This is a genomic window from Sphingobium sp. Ant17, assembly GCF_000588875.1.
GTDB lineage: Bacteria > Pseudomonadota > Alphaproteobacteria > Sphingomonadales > Sphingomonadaceae > Sphingobium.
Map to the genome: position 1 here is coordinate 52054 of NZ_JEMV01000019.1, position 20636 is coordinate 72689.

The 20636-nt window shown below is 63.2% G+C and carries 21 protein-coding genes and 4 pseudogenes; 19 read left to right on the forward strand and 6 right to left on the reverse strand.

Annotation, left to right across the window (positions count from 1 at the left end; translation table 11 throughout):
- Positions 1–41: 41 nt before the first annotated feature.
- The 10 genes from BF95_RS10545 (at position 42) to BF95_RS27325 (ending at position 5678) form a co-directional block, all read left to right on the forward strand.
- Positions 42–317: a hypothetical protein gene (locus BF95_RS10545; RefSeq protein WP_152542646.1), complete on the forward strand. Its 276-nt coding sequence runs from the start codon at positions 42–44 to the stop codon at positions 315–317.
- A 67-nt stretch (positions 318–384) separates the two neighbouring features.
- Positions 385–987 (forward strand): hypothetical protein, encoded by a 603-nt coding sequence (locus tag BF95_RS10550; RefSeq protein ID WP_043151343.1) that lies wholly within the window; start codon positions 385–387, stop codon positions 985–987.
- A 274-nt stretch (positions 988–1261) separates the two neighbouring features.
- On the forward strand, positions 1262–1963 hold the full coding sequence (locus BF95_RS10555; RefSeq protein WP_043151345.1) for a hypothetical protein: 702 nt from the start codon (positions 1262–1264) through the stop codon (positions 1961–1963).
- 29 nt (positions 1964–1992) lie between these two features.
- A complete protein-coding gene (locus BF95_RS25580; protein WP_043151346.1) occupies positions 1993–2478 on the forward strand; it encodes a DUF5681 domain-containing protein in 486 nt (161 codons plus the stop codon).
- A gap of 85 nt (positions 2479–2563) precedes the next feature.
- Positions 2564–2983, forward strand: a complete 420-nt coding sequence (locus tag BF95_RS10565) for a hypothetical protein (RefSeq protein ID WP_043151347.1) — start codon at positions 2564–2566, stop codon at positions 2981–2983.
- A complete protein-coding gene (locus BF95_RS10570; protein ID WP_043151349.1) occupies positions 2973–3302 on the forward strand; it encodes a hypothetical protein in 330 nt (109 codons plus the stop codon). The genes BF95_RS10565 and BF95_RS10570 overlap by 11 nt, the downstream gene beginning before the upstream one ends.
- Before the next feature lie 4 nt (positions 3303–3306).
- Complete coding sequence (locus tag BF95_RS10575) at positions 3307–3537, forward strand: hypothetical protein (RefSeq protein WP_043151350.1); 231 nt, start codon at positions 3307–3309, stop codon at positions 3535–3537.
- Positions 3527–3877 (forward strand): hypothetical protein, encoded by a 351-nt coding sequence (locus BF95_RS25585; RefSeq protein WP_051519953.1) that lies wholly within the window; start codon positions 3527–3529, stop codon positions 3875–3877. The genes BF95_RS10575 and BF95_RS25585 overlap by 11 nt, the downstream gene beginning before the upstream one ends.
- A gap of 518 nt (positions 3878–4395) precedes the next feature.
- Positions 4396–5106: an integrase arm-type DNA-binding domain-containing protein gene (locus tag BF95_RS29020; RefSeq protein ID WP_161774271.1), complete on the forward strand. Its 711-nt coding sequence runs from the start codon at positions 4396–4398 to the stop codon at positions 5104–5106.
- Entirely contained in the window at positions 5100–5678 is a 579-nt protein-coding gene (locus BF95_RS27325; RefSeq protein WP_327195446.1) for a tyrosine-type recombinase/integrase, read from the forward strand. The genes BF95_RS29020 and BF95_RS27325 overlap by 7 nt, the downstream gene beginning before the upstream one ends.
- Before the next feature lie 502 nt (positions 5679–6180).
- Here BF95_RS27325 and BF95_RS30990 read toward each other — a convergent pair.
- Together BF95_RS30990 and BF95_RS27330 are read right to left on the reverse strand one after the other, a co-directional pair.
- Positions 6181–6795: pseudogene (locus BF95_RS30990) on the reverse strand (IS110 family transposase); the annotation flags it as partial.
- Between the two features lie 55 nt (positions 6796–6850).
- Entirely contained in the window at positions 6851–7102 is a 252-nt protein-coding gene (locus BF95_RS27330; RefSeq protein ID WP_152542651.1) for a hypothetical protein, read from the reverse strand.
- 140 nt (positions 7103–7242) lie between these two features.
- On the opposite strand from BF95_RS27330, the gene BF95_RS10595 reads away from it, so the two are divergent.
- The 6 genes and pseudogenes from BF95_RS10595 to BF95_RS26325 form a co-directional block, all read left to right on the forward strand.
- Entirely contained in the window at positions 7243–7725 is a 483-nt protein-coding gene (locus BF95_RS10595; RefSeq protein WP_051519957.1) for a MarR family winged helix-turn-helix transcriptional regulator, read from the forward strand.
- 50 nt (positions 7726–7775) lie between these two features.
- Positions 7776–9646, forward strand: a pseudogene (locus tag BF95_RS29035) (FUSC family protein).
- A gap of 52 nt (positions 9647–9698) precedes the next feature.
- Complete coding sequence (locus BF95_RS10610; RefSeq protein WP_024018728.1) at positions 9699–9911, forward strand: DUF1656 domain-containing protein; 213 nt, start codon at positions 9699–9701, stop codon at positions 9909–9911.
- Between the two features lie 10 nt (positions 9912–9921).
- A complete protein-coding gene (locus BF95_RS10615; protein WP_025549997.1) occupies positions 9922–10830 on the forward strand; it encodes an HlyD family secretion protein in 909 nt (302 codons plus the stop codon).
- 38 nt (positions 10831–10868) lie between these two features.
- Positions 10869–12269 carry an efflux transporter outer membrane subunit gene (locus BF95_RS10620; protein WP_033963134.1) on the forward strand — a complete coding sequence of 467 codons (1401 nt, stop codon included), beginning with the start codon at positions 10869–10871 and terminating at the stop codon, positions 12267–12269.
- Between the two features lie 28 nt (positions 12270–12297).
- Positions 12298–12518 (forward strand): annotated as a pseudogene (locus BF95_RS26325) (IS1380 family transposase); the annotation flags it as partial.
- A 492-nt stretch (positions 12519–13010) separates the two neighbouring features.
- Here BF95_RS26325 and BF95_RS10630 read toward each other — a convergent pair.
- Genes BF95_RS10630 through BF95_RS10640 form a run of 3 tightly spaced genes read right to left on the reverse strand, consistent with a single transcriptional unit; the run spans position 13011 to position 17963 of the window.
- The gene (locus BF95_RS10630) at positions 13011–16289 is read right to left on the reverse strand and encodes an efflux RND transporter permease subunit (RefSeq protein WP_043151354.1); all 3279 of its coding nucleotides are present in this window, start codon (positions 16287–16289) and stop codon (positions 13011–13013) included.
- The gene (locus BF95_RS10635; protein WP_051519959.1) at positions 16286–17386 is read right to left on the reverse strand and encodes an efflux RND transporter periplasmic adaptor subunit; all 1101 of its coding nucleotides are present in this window, start codon (positions 17384–17386) and stop codon (positions 16286–16288) included. The genes BF95_RS10630 and BF95_RS10635 overlap by 4 nt, the downstream gene beginning before the upstream one ends.
- A gap of 1 nt (position 17387) precedes the next feature.
- Complete coding sequence (locus BF95_RS10640) at positions 17388–17963, reverse strand: TetR/AcrR family transcriptional regulator (RefSeq protein ID WP_025549970.1); 576 nt, start codon at positions 17961–17963, stop codon at positions 17388–17390.
- A gap of 105 nt (positions 17964–18068) precedes the next feature.
- On the opposite strand from BF95_RS10640, the gene BF95_RS25600 reads away from it, so the two are divergent.
- Together BF95_RS25600 and BF95_RS25605 are read left to right on the forward strand one after the other, a co-directional pair.
- Positions 18069–19052 carry an efflux transporter outer membrane subunit gene (locus BF95_RS25600; protein ID WP_081764123.1) on the forward strand — a complete coding sequence of 328 codons (984 nt, stop codon included), beginning with the start codon at positions 18069–18071 and terminating at the stop codon, positions 19050–19052.
- On the forward strand, positions 19049–19474 hold the full coding sequence (locus BF95_RS25605) for a TolC family protein (RefSeq protein ID WP_051519961.1): 426 nt from the start codon (positions 19049–19051) through the stop codon (positions 19472–19474). The genes BF95_RS25600 and BF95_RS25605 overlap by 4 nt, the downstream gene beginning before the upstream one ends.
- A gap of 99 nt (positions 19475–19573) precedes the next feature.
- On the opposite strand, the gene BF95_RS30995 is transcribed toward BF95_RS25605, so the two are convergent.
- Positions 19574–19852 carry an IS66 family transposase gene (locus BF95_RS30995; RefSeq protein WP_443018357.1) on the reverse strand — a complete coding sequence of 93 codons (279 nt, stop codon included), beginning with the start codon at positions 19850–19852 and terminating at the stop codon, positions 19574–19576.
- A 74-nt stretch (positions 19853–19926) separates the two neighbouring features.
- On the opposite strand from BF95_RS30995, the pseudogene BF95_RS31000 reads away from it, so the two are divergent.
- Positions 19927–20091 (forward strand): annotated as a pseudogene (locus tag BF95_RS31000) (IS110 family transposase); the annotation flags it as partial.
- Positions 20092–20636: the final 545 nt, after the last annotated feature.

Here is a 20636-nt window from a genome sequence, read left to right on the forward strand (position 1 = left end):
TCGGTGATAGAAACGCTTGTTCAGTTGGGGGAGGGGTGGCGATGGCAATCGTCGTATTTGCGCTTTGGATTGGTTCAGCGATAGCGGGCTGGTATTTGTTCTGGCCTTGGCTCGCAGTGCCGGTGGCAGTGATTGGCCTGCACATCATGCGCGTCTCAGCGAACATGCGTGCCGCGCGCGAGCGCAATGGTCTGCCGGTATCGGGTCGCCCTGGCACTTCAATGGCGGGCGCGAACGTCCAGCTACTTGTGGTCACGCTCGTCCAGCACGCCGTGATCTTTGGTGTCGCCGCTGGCGTGCATTGGCTGTTTCGTTGATGTAGGGTGTGTATGGTTCGGCGCAGCTCGAACGTCTCGTTAAACTATACACCCCATACATCGTATCATGAGCGACAAAGAACCCGAATTCTTCCTGCCCCCGCGTGCGAAGCCGAAGCCCGGTTCGCTGCCCTTAAACCCGCGTCCGAAGAAACCGGAAGAACCTTGCTGGGATGGTATCGCCCCCGCAACGCGGGTAGCATACGAGCAGCGCTTGGCAGAATATGAGGCGCGCATGGCGGACCCGGACTTTCGGGCGACGATGGAAGCAATCACGGAAGCTGCGCAATCCAAACTGCCGCCATGGGGAGAGCCTTCTGAACGGCTAAAACCGAAAAAGCCGGACACGACAAACCTCAAGAAGCTCAAGGCTGCTCGCAAGAAGGTAGCTGAATATAGTGCCGTGCTGCGCACCGACGCTTTCGATGATTGGGTTCGCCGCTGCACCGATACCGCAAGCCAGCCCCGCGAATGGACGCAAGCCGAAACTCTGTATGAAAGCTACCTGCGCCACGCCAAGAAATATGGCGCGAACCGACCTGACAAGCGGCTTGCCAATGTGACCCTCGCGAGCATGACCGCATGGGGTAAGATGATGGGATCGCTGTTTGACAAGAAGCGTCGTCGTGCAGGCCAGTATTACCCCCTGCGGCTCAAGCAAGGCGCATAGCACAGGCGCTTGCGCCGGGCGCTGGGGCGCGAAACCGCGCTTACACTCGCTAGGGTGGCGCTGCACCCCTGTCGCCGCTGTGCGCGCCCCACAGCGCACCGCGCCAGCGTGGTCATCACGCCCAAATCGCCGAGCCTAAAATGTGCAGTAAGGCGTTCCAAGAAATAATTAACTATGGAACTATTTGTTTTTACTGCGAACATATTGCGGAACTACAACACGAATAGCTACCGTGTAAGGGCAGTGTATCTTTCATCCGAAAGTGAAAGCCCAAATGTCCGATAACATCGACACCCGCGTTACCCCATCTTTTCATCCTGATACCGTGCAAGCGCTTGATGGATACGACGACGATAGTGCCAGCATTCTTGCCGGTGTCCAGTCGGCCTTCACCGAAGCCTATATCGGTGTCGGGCGCGTCCACGATGCCCGTGAAGCTGCCAAGACGAACCCGACTTGGAACGAAGCGCAACAGGTCATTGCCACGCAAGACCTTGCCGACAAGCTGACCCTGAACCTCGCCAAGCGGTTCGACAGCGCCACCAGCAACCTGACCCGCGTGGTCGAGGGGCTTGAGCGCGACCTTTCCCAGCCGCTTGAGGGCAGGGGCGTCGGCGCGATGTCGGGCGAGATTCGGTCGTATGTCCACAGCCTGCCCGAAGGGCAGCGAATGGGGTTCATCCAGAAGGCGATTGAGGCGGGCGACGAACGGACGGTCGGAGCCTGCATCGGCGGGCCAGCTTACCTGTGCGGCATCACCCCGGAGGTTCAGGCCATGTTGCTCCGCCTGTATCACGAAAAGACGAACCCTCGTGCAGCCAAGCAATTGCGGGCAGCGAAGGCCGGTCTCGAACTGATCGGGGAGCGTGGCGGCCTGCTGTTTGGTGAGATGGAAAAGGCGGTCGGGGCGAAACAAGCAAAAGTGCAGAAACTTCGTGCAGCAAAGGCGGCGGCTGAAAAGTCGTTCGTCGTCTGATCCTTGTTCTAAACAATCCGAGGCATCCGATGACCGAACAGATTGCACCGCCTTGGGGAACGGACTGGAAGCCCACCCCGCCGCCTATCCCTTCCGAACCGCGTGGTCCGGGCAACCCCGCATGGCAACCCGGAGTGAGCGGCAACCCTCGCGGGCGTCCACCCGGTCGCCCCGACCGGCGTTTGCTCGCCACCGAGCAGATGCTTCAGGAAATGCGCAACATCGTTGCCGTGCTGGTCGGTCGCGCCCTTGAGGGCGATACGAACGCGGCAAGCATCGTTCTTGCCAAGTGCCTGCCCAGTATCAAGGCGCAGGCCGAGAAGGTGAACTTCGAGTTCGATGCTACCGCACCGATCAGCGATCAGGTCGCCCAGGTGCTGGACGCTGTTGCGGCGGGGGCGGTCGCGCCCGACGTGGGCAGGCTCATCATCGACAGCATCAAATCGCTCGCGGACGTGCGCGCCAGCGAGGAGCTGGAGGCCCGGATCGCCGCCCTTGAGGAGAAGCAAGGGTGAGCGTGCAAACAGCAAAATGGGCGTCGTTTGCCAGCGGATCGAGAACGACCGGCAACATCGAAAATCCCATCGTAGGGGGACGGGCATGACGACGATAACCACACAACGGAACACGGTCATCACCGAGGCACCGGAACCGGATGACGTAATGGTCGAGGTGATCCTGTTCGGTGAGGGCGACACGCCCGGAACGGTATGCGCTCGCAAGCTGCGTCACCTGCCTATCAAGCATTATAAGGAATGCTTGGACTGGGCTGTGGCCATCGCGGACCAGATGGCGCGCCCGGTCTATGTCGTGCCGCTCAACCATAACGACATTTTCCGCACGAAGCGCTGGGACCCCTACCGCGAAGCAATCGCTGGCATGGACGGTCGGGAGCGCGGGGAACTGCGCCGGATGATCGTAACAACCGCCGCTGAAGTGATGCGCGACAGCGACGACCCGGAAATCCGCGCCGACATGTTCCACGTCCTGCGCCAACTCAAGGTGACATATGAAAGCTGACATTTCGTTGGCGGAGCGCCGCCGCATTGAGCGGGACCAGCAGGCGGAGATTCGCGCTGCGCTGGCACCCCGTCACTTCGCTGCAATGATGGAGGAGCAGGCAATCACTGCCTACTGGTTCGCCCATGCCCTTGAAGCTGGACCGCGCATCCGTGCAGTGCTGGGGCGCATGGGTTGCGGCTCGGTGCCGGTGCCAGCCCCTGTGGTCACTGCCGAGCCTGAGCCTGTCGCACCTGCACCTGCGCCTCTGCCACTGCCGGTCCGTGCCGGTGCGCCGGACCTGCCGTTTGACATGCGCGAGCGGCTGGGACTGCGATAACCACATGGCGGGCGTCCGGGCATTGCAGAAGCGGTTGGCGCGGCTGGAGGATGCCGGGAAGCCGAAGCCGTCGCTGATTTCCGTCTGGTATGGCTCTTTTGACGCATGGGTTGAGCGCGAGGTGCTGCCGGGGGTCGAGAGCGGGGCGCTTGCCGCTGACGACATGGTTGATCTTGTCGCGTGCCTGCGGCGCTGGGAAACGGACGGGACATGGGGGCAGGCATATGCAGGCTGACGGTGAACCCGCGTGGATGGTAGCATGGCGCGACCGGGACCATCAGCAACCATCGTCGCCGCCCGCCAAGGTCTATGCCCCGCACGACACGTTCAGCTTCCCCGCCAAGAAGGGTGTGGACTGGCAGGGCATGATTGTCCCGAAGCGCTGGGCGTATGACGGGTGCGTGCGCCGGGAGCCGGTTATGGACGCGGATGCCAGCCCGCCGCGCGTGGTCAGGAAGATCGGCTGGCAGCGGTGCATGAAGTGCCGTCGCCCATTTTTCTCGGAGGACATTCTGCGCCTGCGACTGTGCGACGGCGCACAGGGATGCAGGGGCGACGAGGACAGGTTCAGTTAGCGCGGGAGTGCCATCTTGCTCGCCGCGCCGGGGTTAAGGACACCGACCCCCGCCATCTAACATCGGGTCCAGCAGCGGGGACGGGTCTCCTCCCGCCTGACGCTGCCAGCGCCCTGCACCTAGCGGTGTGGGGCGCTGCTATGAGCGGGGCGATTCACCCCGCACTCTTACATAGCTCTTACACGACCGCCGCAGCACGGTGTAAGACCGAACCGCCGAGCGGGTTAAGTTACTGTATTTGCTAGGAAAATTTGGTGGACGCACTTGGGCTCGAACCAAGGACCCGCTGATTAAGAGTCGTTTTAAGAAGATTCCGTCTGCTTCCGTCACCTTCCATCAAGGCTCGTGCGCATTGATTTATCTTGCTGAACTTACTGAATAATATCAGAGAACCTCTTCCATATTTCTCCGTCTGAATGTATGATCGAACACGGGCGGTCAAGGCCATTTTGACATCCATACGGCACCCATAGAAGCTCTATTCTCTCACTTTGCGAGTTACGTCCATGGCTATATCCTTGACAAAGAACGGCATTGAGGCTGCAATTGCCAAACTCCGCTCCGAGCCGGGGAAGCGTATCGAGCTTCGGGACGATAAGGAAGCCGGACTTCTTATCAGAGCCGGCGAACGCGGCGCGAGCTGGTCTCTCGCAGTGCGCCTGCAGGATGGCCAGCGCACTCGGATCAAGCTTGGAACCTGGCCGGGCATGGGGATCGCAGAAGCTCGTGCAGCTGCCCGCGTCGCCCGGACGCAAATCGACCAGGGTAGCAATCCCAACGAACGCAAGCGGGTCGCGCGGCGAACTGCGGCGATTGCTTCGCTCAACCGCAAAACCCTCTCCGAGGTGATCGAGGACTATGACAAGGCCGTGCTTTCGCAGCACCGTCGCGGCGCGCAGACGAAGCGAGCGCTCGACGGCAAGCGGGGGCTCCTGCGCACTCTGCTCAATCGACAACCCGAATCGATCATGAAGGCAGAGATTTCCGATCTCGTAAAAAAGCATGCCAAAACTGCCCCGATCGCCGCTAACAGGAATCTCGCCTACGCATCTGCCTTCTTCACTGGTGCGTCGACGAAGGCGTTTTGGCCGAAAATCCGGCGGAGAAAGTGCGCAAGCCGTCCAAGGAAAATGAGCGCGAGCGGTTTCACACAATCGGTGAGCTCAAAGAGATATGGGCCGCCGCCGGCACATTGGGCTATCCGTTCGCCCAGCTTTTTCGGTTGCTGATCGTCCTCCCCAATCGACGCGAAGAGGTGGCCGCGATGCCGGTCGAGCATCTTGATCTTGCGAGCGATCGGGCGCCCGGCGACGCTGTGTGGTTGTTACCAGGTGCCCGCACCAAGATGAATAATGCGCTTCGCGTGCCGCTCTCCAGACTGGCGCGATCGATCATCATCGAAGCGATGGAGCATCCGGATCGCCCCAAGGACTCCAAGCTCGTTTTCACGACCACAGGTGATACGCCCGTTTCCGGTTTCACCAAGGGACGGCGCAGATTAGATCAAGCGATTCAGGCGGCTCGTATCAAACGGACGGGGGATGAAGAGACCCCCGAGATGCCACACTGGGTAGTTCACGATCTTCGGACGACCTTCAATACGCATGGCTGCGAAATTTTGGGAATTCCTCCCCATGTTGCGGATCGCATCCTTAATCATGTCGCGACCGCTACGCGATCCAAGATCATGCGGGTCTACAATAAGTCCGAACTATTCGAACCGCGCAAGGAGGCGCTCAGCGCTTGGGCCTCGCTGCTGGAGCAGCGAGTCATTCCTAGCAGCAAGCTCGTCGTATCATAACTCCATACGGCGGTTGCTGGGACACTGGCTGCCATTTCAGGATACGTCTAAAACAATTTTGCTATTCGTATCGGAGCAAGCCAAACAATCTATATCACGATACCGTGCTTTAGCGAGAAGCCCTTCATTTCAGCATCACGATTCATCCCGCAGATTTGCTGCAGATGCGCCCCTCGCTTCCCCACGAGAACCAACATATGGCATACGAAAGCGCGATCGTGATCGCGCAGAGCGCGTTAGGCTGGCGGCAGGTTCGAAGCTGTCATTGAGAGAGCGCGCTGTAGCCTTCGCACGAGACCGAGGCGAAGTGAGGACGAAGGATCTCACAGATATCGGTATTCCCCGCTGCTATCTTTCTCCCATGTGCGACGAAAGACTGCTCATGAAGGTCGGCCATGGCCGCTATCGCGCTGCAAGCCAATAAGCTCAGGTCGAACCTTTCTGATCAGGACGCCCGATAATCAACGGAGCCATGCGCTCCCACGCCGTTCGCAAACTACGGGCCTATGCCCTGAAGCGTGACAAGCATCGCCTGCGGCGACGTCTCTGACATGTGGTCACGCTTGGCTTCAACGCGCTTGATCTGTTCGGTGAGCAGCTCGAGACGATCGAGCTCACGATTGAGCTGCGCCTCGAGATGCAAGGGCAACGGCTTGCCGCCGACGGTCCTCCTCCTCGATCGTTGGCACGCGAATCATCGAGCAAACCCTTGGCTCACTGCGCATCCACGCCATCAGGGTACGCACTAGCGTCTCGCTATTAATCCCGTCGGCCTTTGCCCGCCGGAGGCGGCGAGACCGCAACCGAAGCGGCGTCGACCACATGGCTGGTGATCCAATCTTCCGACTCCAGAGCGCGATGAATCCAAAAGCCGTGGAGCGCCGCTTCCTGAATAGCGATCACCGGATAGCGCTGGCCCTCGCGGGCCTGTGCCTTGTCACGCAGGGCATCCAGGCAGGCCAGCATCGCCGCCCGGCGCCGAGTGATGGGACATCTTTTCGCTACCCGGCGATAGAGAAGTCACCAGCCCGGTCGATTTCGCGAGTTCCAGCGAGACGAAAATTGCGCCAAGATCAACACGGATGGCGGCAGGCTGCGAGATGGGGTCTGCTGACATGGCAAATCCTTTCAGAGTGGTTGCTAGCAAACCGACTCTGAGCCCCCTCAGGCCGCTATCCAACTCTTATCATGGGATCTTTTCCAATGTCGGAAAATAGCGATTCCTGGTTGTCGTCTTCGGCGCGACACGGGATTGGGCGCGCCAGTTTGGCCTTGATCCACTCGTCTTCGAGGTCGCTGGAGCGGATTTGATAGGGCGCGTAGCGCATGACCTGCTCGGCGGCGATATGCCATTCCTGAGGAAGCGTTGGATCTTGACTTGCGGGACTCCGAGTTTGGCGGCCGCGTCCGACATCGTGAGCCATTCGCCGTTCTTGTCAGAAGACCGGTAACCGCTGATCTTGCGCACCACATGGCTCACTGGCGTGTTCAGTCTGCCCAATTTAATTGTTAAGGCAATGATTGCATATTGAACGCAATCGGATGATGGACTAGGTAGCCGCGCATGCCCCGCGACCGATCCAGAACCAGCCCCGTCACGCTTTTTGAACTCACGAACGCTTTGCAGCCGATCCGGCGTGTCTGGGTTCAGGCAGTCAGTCTCGCACTCGCCGACTTCGGACTTCCCGCATCGCTCATTTCGGCGCTCATTCTGGCGTCCCGTCATGGAGACAAGGGTGTCAGGCAGAACGCGCTGGCCGAGGAAGTCGGGGTCAATCCGGGCGGCATGGTGCGCATTCTCGACCAGGCCGAAGCCGCCAACCTGCTTGAGCGGCGCGATTCTCCCGAGGACCGGCGCATCAAGACGATCCATGTCATGCCGAAAGGTCGTGACCTTGCGAAGAAGATGGAAAAGGCGGTCACGCGGCTCCGCGACGATCTCCTTGGTGATCTTACCATGCAGGACATCGAAACGACGACGCGCACGCTGCGTTTGTTCGAGGAACGGATCGGTCAGTTCCTGCAGCAGGCGCGGACGGGCCGATGAAAGTCAGCGCCGATCAGCTGATCTTCTCTGTTAAGCTGTTCGTCGCGGGCATGATCGCATTCGCGATAGCGGTGCGGATCGGCCTGCCCAATCCTTACTGGGCACTTGTCACCTGCTGCGTCTGCATGAACTCCATGAGCGGGGCGATCCGGTCGAAGGCCGTCTATCGCTTCACCGGAACTTTCTGCGCCGGCTTCGTCACGCTTGCCATGGTCGCGCTGTTTGCGAGCGCGCCGCTGCTGCTGATCGCGGCGTCGGGAATCGTGGCAACCCTGGCGTTCGGTATTTCTTTCCTCGACCGCACGCCGCGCAGCTACGGCTTCCAGCTTTTCGCGATCACGCTCATGCTGGTGGCGGTCGCCGGTGTGGATCATCCGGAGATCATGTTCGATACCGTTGTGGCGCGGGTCAGCGAAATCACCCTCGGCATCCTCGCGACGACCCTCGTTGACGGCGTGATCGCTCCGCGTTCTCTTGAAGGTGCGCTACGCGCGCGCCTGCATCGCTGGCTGCCCAGCATCGAGACCTGGGCGAAGGATGTCCTTGATGGCCATGAGGCGGACGCCCAAGGAGAGCATGACCGGCTAAAGACGCTGGCCGACATCACATCCCTGTCACAGCTGACCGGTGCGCTGCGCTACGATCCGACGATCCATCGCGATGACCTGCGGCACGCGCTCGCGATCCAGCAACGCCTGCTGCGCATAGTCCCGCTCCTTTCCGCGATCGGCAGCCGCATCGCGGGCCTTGGCGAAGCGGAGCGCTTGGCCCTCCGACCCTCTCTCGCCACGGCCAGGGCCCATCTCGATGCCGGTACGGAACCGCTACCCGATCTGGCCGATGCCGTGCGCTCGCTTCCGCTCGATGCCAGTGACGCGCGCGCGTGGCAGCAACTCGTTCATGATGCGCTGGCCGACATGCTGACGGAAATGCTGACGCTCTGGAGCGAGGTTTCGCGGATCGAGGCGGCGTTGAGCGGAAAGGCGAAGCTTGCGCCCGCGCTCGCGCGAACAGTCAGCGAGACGCAGGCGTTTCCGCTCAACCCCGACATTGATCACGCTGCCCGGATCGCGGCGGGAATCCTCGTAACCTACGCCCTCCTCTGCGGGCTCTGGTATGCGACGGGCTGGCATCAGGCGCGAACGCCGTCCTGTTCAGCACGATAGCGCTGGCCTTCTTCGGCGGCGGCGACGAGCCTGGCAGAGCGATCGGAATGTTCGCGCGTTTCGCCCTGCTCGCGACCCTGCTGGCGGGGATCCTGTGCTACGGCCTGCTCCCGCTCGCTGCCGATTTCGCGACCTTTGCGATGATGATGGGCCTGTTCATGCTGCCGCTGGGCGTCTGGGCGGCCGTCAATCCGATGGCGACGCTGATCCTCGCCTTCGGGCTCAGCAACATCAATCTACAGGGCCATTATTCGCCGCCCGATTTCGGAACCTTCGTCGAGGCGAGCGTCGCCAGCATGCTGGGCATATTCACCGCCATTCTCGGCGCCGGCCTGTTCCGTACCTGGGGCGTGCAGCATCAGCTTCAGCGCGTCCTCCGCATCGAAGCGCGCGAGATCGCGCGGCTGAGCCGGTCGCCCAGCCGACGGTTGCGGGACAGCTATGTCCAGCGGGCGCTCGACCGCATTTCGGTGGTGACGGCGCGCCTTGCCGCAGCCGGGCAGGTCGAGCGGAGCGCCGGCCTGCTCATCCGGCTGCGGGTCGGCGCGAACGTCGCGACCTGCGCTCGATGGGCAACGCGCTTCCCGCCGATGGGCGGCAGGCGACGGATCGGGTTCTCGATCAACTCCGCAGCGAGTTCGACAAGCCGCAGCCGTCGTCCCGTCTGCTCGCGCTCATCGACGAAGCACTTGATGCGCTCTGGCCGGGAGATGGTTCGCCCGGCGCTCGCCCCGACCGCGCCATTCATGCCTTAGCGGGTCTGCGCATCGCCCTGTTCGAGCGCGCGCCGGCCTGGGTACCGGCGACATGATCGGCGAAATCGACATCGCGGGCGTGTTCGTTTCGCCGCTGCTCCTCTGCGCGATCCTCGGCTTCGCGATGCGCCTGCTGCTGTCGCGGGTGCTCGAGTCCATCAGCTTCTACCGCCTCGTCTGGCAGCGCCCGCTGTTCGACACCGCCCTGTTCCTCATCCTGACCGGCACCGCCTTTCTGGCTCTACGCCTTGTCACCGCATCCTGAAGTGCCCGCCATGACCCTAGATCGCGATACCCTCCTCCGCCTGCTCAAGCCCTTGCTCACCCTGCTGGTGGTGGGTGCGGGCGTGTTCGTCTTCTGGCACCTCTATAATTACTACACCTACGCGCCACAGACGCGCGACGGGAAGATCAGGGCGGATGTGGTCCCTCTCGCGGCAGACGTGTCGGGCCGGGTCGAGCAGGTCCACGTTCGCGACAACCAGGTGGTCAGGCGCGGCGACATCCTGTTTACCATCGACCATGTTCGGCTGCGCAATGCCGTTGAGCAGGCCGAGGCCGCTGTCGCCACGGCACGGGCAACGTTGAACGCCGCCGAACGGGAGAACCGCCGCTATCAGGCCCTCTCTGATATCGTCTCGGGGCAGCAACGTGACGACCGCCGCTCCACCGCCGAGGAGGCCCGCGCACGCTATGCCCAGGCGATCGCTGATCGCGATCTCGCCCGCATCAATCTGGCGCGCGCCGAGGTGCGTGCGCCGGTCAACGGCATCGTCACCAATTTCTCGCTCCGCCCCGGCGCCTATGCCGCCGCCGGGCAGCCCGTGATGACGCTGGTCGATTCCGACAGCTACTACGTTGCCGGCTATTTCGAGGAGACGAAGCTTTCGCACATCCGCCCCGGCGTCCGCGTCACGATCCGGGTAATGGGCGAGGATAGGCCGCTTTCTGGCCATGTTGAAGGCCGATCGGCGGGCATTGACGATCGCGAACGGACGACCGCGTCCGGAACGCTACTCGCGAATGTCAATCCCACCTTCAGCTGGGTCCGTCTTGCCCAGCGCATCCCCGTGCGGATCGCCATCGACAAGGTGCCGCCCGGCATCGATCTGATCGCGGGCCGGACGGTCACCGTGACGCTCAATGGCGCGGAAAATGCGCTCGGCCCCGGCCGGAGCGAATGACGATGGGGCGCGTCGGAACGAAAAGGCCGCTCGGACTGATGGGCGCGCTGATGCTCGCTGGCTGTGCCACGGTCGGCCCCAGCTATCGGGCGCCGCCCTTGCCCGCAGGCATCTCGGATCGGCCCGCGAGCTTTGCCGAAGGAAAATCGCCGGCCTATTCGGCTGAACCCTTGCCCCAGCGCTGGTGGCGCCTCTACGCTATTCCCCAGCTCGATGCGCTCGTCCAGGAAGCGATCGAGGCCAACACCGACCTCAGGGTCGCGGCGGCCAATCTCGAACGCGCGCGCGCGATTGTCCAGGAGGTCGAGGCCGGCGCGGGCGTCCAGACTTCCACGGCGGGCGGCGTATCGGTGGGCGAGCCGTCCAATCTCGGTCTCGGCTCGCCCAACGGGACCCATGCAACCTTCGACGCCGGCGTCGGCATATCCTATGAACTCGACGTCGTGGGCCGGATTCGGCGCACGATCGAGGCCGCGCAGGCCGATGCGGAAGCGCAGGCCGCCGCCTATGACCTTGCGCGCACGACGGTCGTGGCCGGAGTGGTCGGCGCCTATGGAGATGCCTGCGCGGCCGGCGCGCGGATGACCGTTGCCCGCCATTCGGTCGAACTGCAGCGGCAAAGCCTCGCCCTCACCGAAAGAGGCGTGCGCGCCGGCCTCTACACGTCGCTCGACGCTACCCGCTCGCGCGCGCTTCTGGCTCAGCTCGAGGCAGCGCTGCCGCCGATCGAGGCAGGCCGCAAAGCTGCACTATTCAGTCTTGCCGTGCTGCTCGGCCGGACGCCCGAAGATTATCCGCCCAATCTCGCGACCTGCCGGATCATCCCTTCCGTCGACCGCCCCCTGCCGATTGGCGACGGTATGGCGCTGATCCGGCGCCGGCCCGACATCCGCGAAGCTGAACGCCGGCTCGCGGCTGCGACGGCGCGCATCGGAGTGGCGACGGCGGACCTCTATCCGAGCGTCAGCCTCGGCGCATCGCTCGGCACGACCTCGCGGAGCGTGGGTGGGCTGGTCGACGATTCGGCGTTGCGGTTCAGCTTCGGCCCGCTCATCTCGTGGTCCTTCCCGAACCGACGCGTCGCCAGGGCGCGGATCGCGGAAAGCGATGCAGCGGCGCGCGCGACGCTGGCGGCATTTGACGGCAGCGTCCTCGCAGCTCTCCGCGAAACCGAGACGGTCCTCAGCACCTATGCCCGCGATCTGGACCAGAATGCCAAGCTCAGGGTCGCGCGTGATGAGAGCGGGAGGGCTTTCGGGCTCCAGGCCCGGATGACTCGGGGCGGTCTTGGAACGGGTCTTGAACTGCTCGACACGCAGCGAAGCCTTGCCACAACCGAAGCGGCGCTGGCGGCCTCGGATGCGTCCATCGCCTCGGATCGCGTTCGGCTGTTCCTTGCGCTCGGCGGCGGCTGGGAAGGAGGGATGGCGGGGCCGTGATGGCCGAGCCTTCGCGAAGCGTACGCTCGGCCTGCCCACCAACGCCGTGCTGCGCGCCGATCTTGAAATCGTCACGGTTGCCGATGCCTGTGCGGTCAGGCGGGCGAAGGCGCAGCATCCGGTCCTGCGCAATTATGCCGAGACCTCTACGGCGCCAAAAAATGGGCATGCCAGCGCCGCGTCCTCGCCCGCATCGAGGCCAGCACGATGGGCATGGACACCCTCGCGATGGCGCAGCGGCTTGGTACAGTGCGGCAGGCCGAACTTGCTGCCAACCTTGACCCCACCCAAAGCCGGCACCGTGCTGTCGGCACGACGGTCTGGGGGGCAGGGGGCATTTCGCCCGAGATCGCCGGGCTTCTCGCCGCTGTGGGAGGCTGGGTGGGCCATCGGCTCGCCCTCCTCACGACGCGCGGGGCATTCGACAGCCCGCCAACGGCTGAGCACTGCGCGATCTCAGGGCCGGCCTTTCGCCCGCCGAACTGGCCGGGCTGAGATCAAGTCGTCCCAAAGACGCCCGGATCGAAGCGGATTCCATCCTTGAAGAGGCCGCGTGGCATTATCGCAATCTTGCGAGAAGGCCGGACCATGCGCCGCCAGCGGCGCTGCTGGAACATATCGACCACGCGACGTAAGCCGAATTGGAAGCCCCGCTACCGGGATCCGGCGCGCGGCGATCCTCGTGCTCGTCAGCCTGCGTCGCAAACGTCTTTCCTAGGGCCGCGGCATGGGACGGAAGCCTCATGCGCGCATGAGGCGCTCATAGAGGATCGGCACCACGAAGACAGTGAGCACGGTCGAGACGAGCGTGCCAAAGATCAGCGAGATCGCAAGGCCGCCGAACACGGGATCGGGGATCATGATCGCCGAGCCCAGCACGATGGCAAGCGTGGTGAGCAGGATCGGCCGCAGGCGGACCGCGCCGGCCATCCGCGCCGCCTCCGCCAGCGGCATGCCATGTTTCTGGTTATCCTGGATGAAGTCGATGATGAGCAGCGAGTTGCGGATCACCACGCCGGACAGTGCGATGATGCCCACGATGGAGGTCGCCGAAAAGTCGGTTTTCAGCAGCCAGTGGCCCGGAAAGATGCCGATGACCCCCAGAGGCACTGCGGACATGGCAATCAGCGGGGTGAGGAACGAGCGATAATAAGCAACCAGTAGGAAATAGATCGCCGTCAGCGCCGCCCCGAGCGCCATCAGCATGTCGCGGTAGATATCGAGCGTCATCCGCATTTCGCCGCTCCATAGCAGTTGGTAGCCGTCGATGATGTCAGGTGCCTTTTCGCTGAGGCTGAGATTGCCGGTGGCGAGCGGCTGCCCGTCCGGGGTGCGCAATCTCGACAAGCGCCGGTTGAGATCGAGCACCGCATAGACCGGCACGCTCTGCGCAAGTTCTCCTCCGATGAAGATCACGCGCTCATTGTCCTTGCGCTGGACCGGCTTGTCGGCGGTCGATGGTGTGCGCCGGACCAATTCGGCCAGCGGTATCTGGCGGCCGTCCCTGCTGGTCACGTAGAGGCCTTCGAGCCGTGCGGGGGCGGGCTGATCCGCGCGCGGCACATAGGCGCGGATCGGAACGGGGTTGCGCTCTGGATCGATATGGGCACGCCCGACCACCTGGCCATCATAGACAAGTCCCAGAACCTCGGCGATATCGGCAGCTGACACGCCGGAGAGCGCTGCTTTCTCGCGGTCAGGAACAAAGCGCCATTGCGACACGTCGGTAGGCTCGCTGTTCGAGATATCGACCATGTCATATGTGTTGGCGAACTCGGCTTCCACCTGCTTCGCCAGCCGGCGCAAGCCCACGAGATCTTCGCCGTGCAATTCGGCGAGCACCGTGGCACGCACCGGTGGCCCCGGCGGATCCTCGACCAGTCTCACCCGGGCGCCCGGATAGCGGGTCCGAATGGCTTCGATCTTCAGACGCAATTCGCGGACGAACGTGATCGAGCTTTCCGAACGCTGGTGCTTGTCCAGGAGGTTGACGCGGATTTCGGCGACATTCTCACCTGTGCGAGCCGCCGTTCCCTGCATCAATCCATTGAAATCCGGGACCCCAGCCTGGCCGATCCAGTTCTGGTAGTTCACCACCAGCGGATTGGCGGCAAGCAGGCCGTCGATCTCGTGAACCATCCGGGCCGTATTCTCGACGGGGCTGGCTTCGGCCATGGTGATCACGATGTTGAAGGTGTTCTTGTTGTCCTTGGGAAGGAAGCCCATGGCAACCCCAAGCGGCGGCACCGGCCCGCCGACGCCCGCCGGGCGGATGAACTGCCAGCCGCCTTGCGCGATCGAAAGGAGCAGGGCAACGACCGCGCCGATCATCAGGGCACGACGTGCCTTTGAGTGCTCCTGAAGCGGTCGGATCAGCCAGAGATAGGCGTCCCGCAACTTGTCGGGCTTGCGCTCCGCATGAGCACCGGCCTCTTCCGCGCTTCCATCATCCAATATGCCGCCGGTAGAGGCAGGTCGCTTGACCCAGCGGTTCGCTGCCCAGGGCGTGACGATATAGGCGACAATGATCGACGCGAGCATCGCGATCGGCACATTATAGGCGATGGGATAGAAATAATCGCCCGCCATGCCGGTCACGAGCAGCAGGGCCGCGAACACCAGCATCACGGCAAATGTCGCGAGATTGGTGGCGCCGCCGATCTCGTTGGTGGCAAGGACGGTCACATCCTCCTGCGAAGCGTCGGAGCGCTCGTGATGGTAGTGGCGGTGGATGTTCTCGATCACGACGATCGAGGCATCGACGAGCAGGCCCAGCGCCAGGATAAGCGCGAACAGGGTGATGCGGTTGATCGTCACCCCGCCGAGCAGGTCCGCTCCGAGCGTGATCGAGAAGATGACCGGAACGGTGACGGACACGATCAGCGCCTCGCGCCAGCCGAGGAACAACAGCATGATGAAGCTGACGGTAATCAGCGCGATCGCCAGATGCTCCATCAGCGCGTTGACGGCCTCGTCGGCTTTCTGGCCGTCGTCGCGGGTGGTTACGACATGGACCGCGCGCGGGATGAAGCTGGCCTGCATCCGCGCGACCCGATTGGCCACGGCTTCGGACACGGTGACCGCATTCTCACCCTTCTTCTTTGCAATGGCGATGGTGACGGCGGGCATTTCGCCTTCACCGAGCTTGGCGCGCGGGTCGCCCGCCGCAAATCCGAAACGGCTGAGGCGCGTGATTTCGACATGCGGGCCGTCGGAGATGGTTGCGACATCTCCGATCTTGATCGTGCGGCCATTGCGCACCCCGATCACGAGATCGCGTACCGCCGCCACCGATCCCAGCTCGCCGGAGTAGCGCAGTCGTTCCAGTCGGCCCGCCCGTGCCGGCCCAGAGAGGTTGAGGCCCACATCGGAGGCGCCCAGCGCTCCGCGTGCCTCGGCGAGCGAGATCGAGAAGGACTGCAATCGGACCGGATCGAGCGCGACATCAATCTCTCGGTTGCGCCCGCCATAGACGGAAACCACCGAAACGCCCGGCGTGCTGCGCAGGCGCTCAGCCATCGAATCCGCCAATCGCTTGAGGCCGAAGTCGTCATAGGCGGAGGAAGCGAGGGTCACGGTAACGATGGGCACATCGTCGGCATCGACCGCCTGGATCAGTGGGATAGCCGCATCGGCGGGAAGCCTGCCGCGGTTGGCGATCACCCGGTTGTAGAGCTTGACCAGCGAATCCTCGGGCGGCTGGCCGACCTTGAACTGCACCTGCACCGTGCCGAGGCCGGGTTGGGCAGTGCCGTAACTGTGGTCGAGCCCGGTCATCTCGCTGAGCACGCCTTCAAGCGGTGCCACCACCAGCCGGTCCACCTCTTCGGCGGTGGCGCCGGGCAGGGCGACCGTGACCATCGCACCGGGCACCACGATCTGGGGATTTTCCTCGCGCGGGGTCAGCAACACGGCGAGCGCGCCGAGCAGCAGCGCGGCCAGCAGGAAGACGGTCGTCAGCTTGGAGGTGATGAATGTCCTGGCAAGGCGGCCCGCTAAATTGAGCGGCGCCTCGGTCATCGCGTGGCTCCGCCGGCGAGGCGTGCGCCGTCCCGAACGGTCCGATCGACACGGGCGAGGATGCGTTCACCAGCCGACAGGCCGGAGGTTACGGTGACCCGATCGCCCAGCCGGTCACCCGGCCGCACCCAGCGGAAGGTGAGACGCTTGTCCTGGCCCACCACGAAAACCCCGGTCAGCCCGCCGCGGCCGGTGATCGCGGCGGCAGGCACCGCGACGGTATCTCCGCTGACCCCGTGATTCGTCGCCGATGGGAGCCGGACGCGACCGAACATGCCCGGCATGATTCCGCTATCGGCGGGAAGAACGATCTCTACCGTGTAGCGGCGGGTAGCCGGGTCCGCGGAGGGGACGACGCCCCGGACCTTGCCGGTTACGGGGCGATCTTCGCGCCCGTCGAGCAGCACGGGAGTCGCCGCTCCCGGCACGAACATCCCGAGACTGGCCTGGGGCGCGGCAAAGCGGAACACCAATTGGCCACGGCTCTCCACCGTCACCAGCGGCGATCCTGGCATCACCATGTCTCCGTCGCGGATTTGCCGGGAAACGACGAAACCGTCGAAAGGGCTGGCAACCGAGGTGTAGGCGAGGTCCACCTGGGCAGCGGTGAGTGCCGCCTGTGCCTGGGTGACTCCGGCGGCGGCCGCGCTGTCTCGAAGCTGTTCTTTGCGATAGGCATCCATCGCCAAGGCACCGCTTTGGGCGAGCGGTGCATCGCGCGTGACATCCCCATGCGCATTGCGTTGTTCGGCCAGCGCCGCATCCAGCGCGGCGCTGGCGCGCCGAACAGCGGCCTCGGCCTGCCGCGCGTCGATGGTCGCCAGGATTTGCCCGCGCCTGACGGGCTGGCCGTCATAAAGGTCGGGTGCCCGGATAGTGCCCGAGGCGCGGGCCACGAGTTGCACGCGATCATCGGATTCGACCGTGCCGCTCGCGGCAGTTCCGTCCATGGATGTCGTCAGGGATGCAGTCGTCACGGGCAGGTTGACGGCGGGAGGTTCCGCCGATTGCGATGTCTGGTCCCCACCGCCGCAGCTTGCGAGAAGGATAGGAAACGACAGGGCGATCGCCTTCGCCACACGGTGCTTGCGCTCCATGTCAGCCAACCACCGAAGCGGACTGGATCAGGGCGAGAAGTTGAGAGGCCACCTGATCCACGGATTCGGACCTCTCGCTGTCTCCGGTCAGGCCGGGGGCGAGGGGCAGGATCAGGACCTGTCCAAGCGCGAAGCCAACCAGCGACAACGCGACCTCCTTGGCAGATATGTCCGTTCTGCCTTGCTCCACTGCAGCGACGATCGATTGGAATGGTTGCCGAAGTACCGTGCGTGAAAGGGTGGCGATGCGGGCTTCGTCTCCATCCAGCAGTTCTCGATACAGCAGGCGGGCGAATATCCGGTCGGTCATCAGCCTCCGGACGAACCATCGCACAAAAGCCTCGAGCTGGTTCGACGGGTGCTGGGCCAGCCACGCATCCAGATCGCGGGCGCAAGCCTCGAACACCGAGGCGAGGGTGGCCTCGATCAGGTCGGCCTTGTCCCGGAAGTGATAATAGAGGTTCGCCTGGGTCACCCCGACCAGTCTGGCGATATTGCGCATCGACACGGCTTCGTAGCCGCGCTCGGCGAAAAGCCGGGCGGCGGTTTCGAGTAATTGGGACCGCATGTCGGACATGGAATGCTCACTTGTTGAACGACCGTTAAGTCGGTTAGTAAGTGATTCGTCCGTGGCTGTCCAGCAAGCTTGCGTCGCTACGGCCCTGAACCGGAGATACTGTCGATGCGTGCGCTTGTCTTTGTCCCTCCGCTCCTGCTGTTGCCCACACTCGGCGGATGTATGATGGGGCCGAATTACAAAGGTGCACCGCCACCCCCCGCCTCGATGGGCAATTCCTTCTTGCGGACGGATCAGGTTTCGATGCCCGCCACGCCGCAACTGACGCCATGGTGGCGGGAATTGAACGATCCGCTGCTCGATCAACTGATCGGGCGGGCGCTGTCCTCCAACCCGGCGATCGATATCGCCGAAGCGCGTGTCCGGCAGGCGCGGGCCCATCTGCGAAGCTCGCGCGCGGCATTGGCGCCGGGTGTCGGCACCGGGGCAGGGGCCGGGAATATCCAGGCATCGAGATTGGTGACGGGTGGAGAGGCCAAGTCCTCGTCGCTCTTCCTCGCAGGCTTCGACGCCCTTTGGGAAATCGATCTATTCGGTGGAGCGCGGCGGAATATCGAGGCCACGCGCGCGCAATTCGAGGCCGCGCAGGCCGATGCGGAGAATACCCGCCTCAGCCTGACTGCGGAGATCGCGCGCCAATATCTTGCCCTGCGCGCCAGCCGACAACGTCTGGACCTCGCGCGCCGTCTGCTTGCCAACCAGCAGAAGATCGCGAACCTCACGGCGCAGCTTGAAGGCGCGGGCAAGCTGTCGCGCATCGAGCGCGATCAGGCCGATCGCACCGTGGAAGTCCGGCGGCAAGCCATCGCGGCTCTGGAAGCGGACCGGAACGATCGCAAGGACGCGATAGCCGTGCTGCTGGGAGAAGCCCCTGGCGCGCTCGATGCCATGCTCGATGGCACGGGCCCGGTTCCGCTTCCCCCCGCCGCCGTCCCGGTCGGCGATCCCACCGCCATGCTCGCCCGCAGGCCCGATATCCGGGCGGCCGAGCAGCACCTGCATGCCGCCAATGCCGGGATTGGCGTGGCGGAAGCCGCGCGGATGCCCAAGGTCAGCCTGGCAGGCGTGGTCGGTCTTGGCAGCGCATGAAGGGCGATATTGCGAGTGCCGACAATCTCTGGTCGCTCGCCGGTCCGACGATCCAATGGAACCTTGCCGATTTTGGACGCGGGCGGGCGGGCGTGTTGCAGGCCGTCGCCGGTCGCGATGAGGCGGCGGCAGCGTATCGCGCCGCCGTGCTCGTGGCCCTTCAGGATGCGGAAAGTTCACTCAACAGATTCGGCGAGGCGCGCAAGGCATTCGCGATGCAGACGCGCAACTCTCTGCTGGCGGACCACAGCGCTGGCCTCGCCCAGCAATCCTGGCGTGCAGGGCGGTCGTCCGCGCTTGCCGCGCTTGCCGCCGAAAACGATCAGTTGGCGGCTGCGGATCTACAGATTCAGGCCCGGATGGCCCTGACGACACAGTTCGTCGCGCTGCAAAAAGCACTAGCGATGGGGGTGAGTGGATAAACCAACTGAGCCAAGAGACGACAGGCGAGCTTGCAGCTTTGTCGATTGGATGTGTTGTCGATGAAGCTTTCGATGTCCTCGATTAGCGCCCTCCTGGAGCTATCGGCCCCTCGTTTTGATCCTCTTTTCGGTCAGCAGGGCGAAGAAGCGCTCGACCTGAGTGGGCCAGCACGATGATGTGGGGCTATAGGCAGACTTGCCGGCGATCTCGCGCTCGATGTCATAGAGCTGCCCGATACGCTCGAGCGCCTCGTGTGCGATCTCGGATTTTTGGGACGTCCAGATGTCGTGGAAATCGCGTCGCCAATGGGCAAAGCAGGCTGCTTCCCGGAAACGCGGGCTCCCATCCGCGCCAGGTTCGTAGAGCTTCGCATAGATTCCATGAGGAGGTCAAACAGCGAGCGGCGCTCTGCCAGACTGGTCTCGCTAAAAAACTCACTCTGGAGATCGACATGCCGGTTGCAGCTCATCGTTCCCAAGCGCCGTCCGCTGTTCGCACCGAGCTTACCGCGATTTTTATCTCGCTGGAACTCTCGCAATCGAAATGGTTGGTCACGTCCCTGGCGCCGGGGAACGGCGAGAAGATGTCGAAATTTGTCGTAGCCACAAAGGATGTTGCCGGTCACGTCATCGACAATCGTCGCGCTCGCCCGCAAGTTGCTCGTGGCTCTATGGAAATATGTCAGCGCTGGCGTGATCATCGAGGGCGCCGAATTGACCACCGCGTAGCGCTCCGTACGCCCTTTTTGGAATTCTCCCACGGCTTCGAGCCCTGGGTGGATGCTCGGATGACGAACCGCGTAATTACAGGGCCTGAAAAGCCGCTCGCTGAGATTGGTCTCGTCGATGAACCCAAGTCCGCCGAATGCGGAATGCTGGCGATGCTGCCTCGAGCAGCGACCGTATATAAGTTGGATCAGGCTCGGTATCGAGTCGCGTCATGCAACGGGTTCTCTCCTTGGATCCAGCCAATGATCAGGATTTACGAAATGCCGCCATAATGCTATCCCGGATAACTCCTCCCCATATAAGTAATTACCTCGTCGAGGATTTCGGCGGTCAGCGCATCATGCGCCGCCTGATGTCTGCGACCCGAAGGAAGTTCTGCTACTGTCCGTGCCATGCCAATGCCTCCCGATGCCTAGCACCGGCTACTATCATA